2 protein-coding genes are annotated in these 1,480 nt (G+C 42.9%); both read right to left on the minus strand.

Annotated features, from left to right (window positions below):
- Window positions 1–526: IS91 family transposase (locus FW757_RS23025; RefSeq protein ID WP_446441771.1), on the minus strand; the 526-nt coding region annotated here is incomplete at its 3' end.
- Entirely contained in the window at window positions 523–1,356 is an 834-nt protein-coding gene (locus tag FW757_RS23030; protein ID WP_446441772.1) for a tyrosine-type recombinase/integrase, read from the minus strand. The genes FW757_RS23025 and FW757_RS23030, both read right to left, overlap by 4 nt.
- Window positions 1,357–1,480 lie beyond the last annotated feature (124 nt).

Consider the following 1,480-nt stretch of genomic DNA (forward strand, 5'->3'; position numbering starts at 1 on the left):
CTTTTTCTATTTCATGCCAGTGCGTTTTTTCAAGTGCACCTGCGGGTATCAAACAATGCAAGTGGATATGCTGACTTAAGTTCTGCCCCCATGTATGCAGTACGCTTGTCATGCCTAACTGGCCATGCATCTTTCGTTTCGCAAATTTACACAGCGTTTGCCATACGGCTTTAAACAAACACTGGTACAACACACTTGGGTTATAGTGAGCAATGATATTCAACTCATGAGGGAGCGTAAAAACAAGGTGGAAATACCGACACGGTAATAAATCCTCTTGCTGTCTTCGCACCCACTTAGCCGTGGCCATGCCTTGGCAACGCGGACAGTGACGGTCTCGACAACTACACCCAATCTGCTGCGACTCCCCACAGCTATCACATTGCCATGCTTGATAACCGAGCTGACCTGTTCTGCATGATTGAAGGTGCTGACAGACACGCAGTTGTTGATAGCTCATCGTATGATGTTGCCGATAATTCTCAAGATTTGAGTTTAAAATATCAGCGAGGTGCAAAGCGCTCATTGTTTACTCCAACTCGCAAGCAAATCAATGCCGCCATGCCCTAACTCAGGTAACCAGTGTAAGTAACTTTGTGTCGTTTTAATATCACTATGACCAAGCTGATGTTGCAATTGATGAAGTGGCATTCCTGATTCAAGTTGATGTGTTGCATAAGCATGGCGTAGTGCATGTGGATTACAGTGTTTTAAACCACACGCTTGTGCGTGTTTTCTCAATGGCTTCCTGAAGGTCGATGCTGACATAGGTTTATCCATTAACAATCGCGAGTAAAACATCCAACCCGTTGGGTGATACATTTTCCAGTAACTGCGTAATTGGTTTAGTACGCTATCTGAAACTACAACATACCGTGACTTATCCCCTTTACCTTGTTCAATTAAAATGGTTTTACGCTGGCCATCGATGTTTTGCACTTTAATGCGTAGCAGTTCACTTATACGTAAGCCACACCCGTAACACACCACAATTAACGTTTTTAGTCGCATGTCAGTGCAGCTTTCTATAAGCCGCTGTATATCATCACGCGATAAATACGTGGGTGCCCGCAATTTCGCTTTTGGCAGTGCAATATCTAAGTTCAGTGGGCGATGTAAAATATTCTTAAACAAGAACCAAATACTGTTTATTTGTATTTTCTGGCTTGCTCTAGAAAGCTTACGAATAGCGGGATCGTTAAAAAAGGCGTTAAGCTCGTCATCCGTAATCGAGTCAAGCGGTTTATTAAAATAGTGACTGAGTTTAAGTAAATGTTCACAGTGGCTTTTACATGTACTTTGCGAATAACCTCGATAGGCTATTTCAGTTTTGACTTGTTCAATGAGTGTATTCATGACTTACCTCCAAGTTATGGGATAACCCCAAGGTAAGTGTGGCTCAAATGGTCAGAATAGGATCTCCGCGTAGCGGCTTAGTTCAACAATTTAATAGTGCGCTCATCGCGCATATTTCTGCCGA

The sequence above is a fragment of the Pseudoalteromonas sp. 1181_04 genome (genome assembly GCF_052850545.1).

What these genes read in the sequence shown, in the direction of transcription:
- FW757_RS23030 (WP_446441772.1), bottom strand. Translation starts at nt 1,356, where the DNA reads ATGAATACACTCATTGAACAAGTCAAAACTGAAATAGCCTATCGAGGT.